Annotated in this window: 3 protein-coding genes; 1 reads left to right on the forward strand and 2 read right to left on the reverse strand. The window is 48.8% G+C overall.

The genetic code is table 11. The features are described 5' to 3' along the window. A partial coding sequence (locus tag V6C93_RS24285) for a universal stress protein (RefSeq protein WP_414644267.1) occupies positions 1 to 390 on the forward strand: 390 nt, incomplete at its 5' end. 113 nt (positions 391 to 503) lie between these two features. Here the strand turns inward: V6C93_RS24285 and V6C93_RS24290 are convergent. Beyond that, the gene (locus tag V6C93_RS24290) at positions 504 to 962 is read right to left on the reverse strand and encodes a hypothetical protein (protein ID WP_333479249.1); all 459 of its coding nucleotides are present in this window, start codon (positions 960 to 962) and stop codon (positions 504 to 506) included. Between the two features lie 71 nt (positions 963 to 1,033). Beyond that, positions 1,034 to 2,845: class I tRNA ligase family protein (locus V6C93_RS24295; RefSeq protein WP_333479250.1), on the reverse strand; the 1,812-nt coding region annotated here is incomplete at its 5' end.

The following is a 2,845-nucleotide window of genomic DNA, read 5'->3' on the forward strand; positions in this document are numbered from 1 at the left end:
TTTGCCCAGATTTTAGCTCAGGTCAATCAAGCTCAGGTGACGTTGCTCCATGTCTGCGACCCCAGAACCCCACAGGGTAAGATTGCCTGGACTCGTTCTCAGTTATCGCTGATTGCCTCTCAGCAGTCATCCGATCCACCACCAACTGAGGTTGTAATTATTCCCCAGGAGAATGTAACCCAAGCGATTCTGAGAGCTTCTCAGGGTCAGGATTTAGTGGTTTTGCGATCGCTACGGCGTCGGGTTGGTGCCGACGGACTAGCCATTGGTGAAACAATTACCCCACTGGTGAACCAGCTTACTTGCTCGGTTGTTCTCCTCGGAGAACCTCAGGGAGCGCTGTCGAGTGTTTTTGCCACCAGCCGATCACCCTCACCCTCTGTGTTATAAGCGTTAGTCCCAATTCTACAAAGGGTAGGGGTAAATAAAAAAACAAAAAGGAGAAGGAAAATTTCCTTTTTCCTTGTCCCTTTCACCTCTTCCCTCTGATGTGAGAGCAGTGCTTAGGAGTCGGAATCATTGGATTCGGATTCTTTATTGCGCTGCTCTAGTTTCTGTTTTTCCTCTTTCAACTCTTCTTCCAACGTTTGGAGTTGTTCACGACGTGCTTCCAACTCCAGATTGCGACGAGTCAAATCTTGACTTTGCAAGGTTAAGTCTTGCCGCCACTGTTCAACACGTTCCGCTTCTTCCTGTAAAAAGGTTGGATTCACCTCAATAGTCAGGTACTTCTCCACCAAATCCAAGACCCAGTCTTTGGCAGGTTGAATACTCACAATCTCGTGGTTTTCAGAAAGTTCCACCAAAATCAACGAGCCTTCATTTAGAGGTTTGCTGTTGGTCAGTGGAATACTTTCTGGGTTGATTACAGCCCAGGTGTGTTCAGAGTTTTGGCGGGCTAGTAATTGCAGTTCCACCCCCCCTGCACTTTCATTGTGTTGTACTTGGGCTAGGTGTAGCATTGGCTGTTTGCTCTTGTTGATTAGAAGTTAGGGACACTCAAGACGGCAGATGAATTACCTCAATCGCATCTCTATATCTGAGAAAGGCGATCGCGTAAAATTTCTGCTTGTTTTTCGGCTTCTGCCAAAGCCTCTTTCGCACCCTGCACAATGTCTGCCGGAGCTTTGCTGACAAAGTTCTGATTAGCCAGACGCCCGGACAGCGATTTAGCTTCCGCTTCTACTTTACCTAAATCTCGCTCTAACTTAGCGCGAAGAGCCTCCAAATCTACAACACCTTCTAGCGGCATCAGTACTTGAACCGTACCAATGACACCCGCCATCGTTGTCTTGAGTTCTTGCTCTAACTCTGGGGTAATGGTCAAGCTTGCCACCTTTGCTAAATCTTTGATGTAGGACTGGCCTGCCTCAAGGATTTGACGTTCTTCACGACTACTCGTTTGTAGAATGACTGTCACCTTTACCCCAGGCTTTATATCAGCCTCTGCTCGGAGGTTGCGGATCGTGCGAATAGTACCCAGTAGTAATTCAAACTGTTGCTCCAGTTGTGGGTCAATCAGAGACGTTGATGCCGAGATTAAGGCTGGGGGGCTTTTTGTGTCCTCTGCGACCAGTCTTGGCAATGGTTTGGGTTCTCCTGTGCCAATCACTTGTTCTTTAAGTGCAACAGTTGCAGCCGCCAACTCTTGCCGCTTGGCAACCGTGAGCAAATAGCGGGAAGCAAACCACGTCGTGTATCCGATGCCAATCAGTTCAAATGTCGGTTGCAAGATGGGGAAACTATTGATGGCGCTGACAGCAGCTAACGTGACTTTGAGAGTAATGATTGTGACTAGCAATAGTGTCACCACAATCAGAGGCTGTTGGTATTGATTGAAAAACTTGCCTATTTCATCCGGCAATTCAGACAAAACTTTGGCAACTTGATTCCATATTGACGCCGATTGACTCAAGGATGGATTCAGGCGAGATAATGCCCCCGAATCGCTAGCACTGGCAATCGGTTTCAGCTCAGTTTTGGGGGTTTCGGTTGTCGAGGCGGGTAAAAGCGATCGCGTTTCGGCCTCCAGCGAGACGGGTTCACTCCAGTTCGTCCCTTCTATATCCCCCACTTGTGGGTAAGGTTGTAGCGCCAAAGCCTCATCTGATTTTTGAGTCAGTGTATGCCAAATCTCTTCAGTGATATGGGGCATAAAGGGATGAAGCAGTTTGAGAATTCCTTCCAACACATAGGCGAGAGTCGCTTGAGCCACTTTTCGCGACGGGGAAGACGCATCCTCACGCAACCGCGATTTGACCATCTCGATGTACCAGTCGCAGAAGTCACCCCAGATGAAATCGTAGAGTCCCTTTGCGGCTTCTCCCATGCCGTAGTTTTCGAGGGAGTCGTTGGTTTGGCGCACCACTTGATAGAATCGCGAGAGAATCCAGCGATCGCTCAACTCCATCACCTCTGGCGCAGGTTTCCCCAACTCTTGGGGAGTCTTACCATCGAGATTCATCATCACAAACCGGGCGGCATTCCACAGTTTGTTGGCAAAATTGCGTGACGCTTCCACTGAGGCAGACTCATCCGTCTTGCGGTTGTACTCCAAGCGGATATCTTGACCCGCCCCAGCTACTTCCTTCACCAGGGTATAGCGCAGTGCGTCGGTACCGTACTTATCGATTAGCAACAAGGGGTCAATGCCATTGCCTGCGGTTTTGGACATTTTCTTATTGTTCTCATCCCGCACTAAGCCGTGGATGTAAACTGTCTTAAATGGCATCTCACCTGTGAAATGTCCCCCCATCATCGTCATCCGAGCAACCCAGAAGAAGATGATGTCAAATCCTGTAACCAGGGTTGTGGTGGGATAGTAGGTTTTTAAGTCCGCTGTTTG

It is taken from the genome of Allocoleopsis sp., from assembly GCF_036703385.1.
GTDB lineage: Bacteria > Cyanobacteriota > Cyanobacteriia > Cyanobacteriales > Coleofasciculaceae > Allocoleopsis.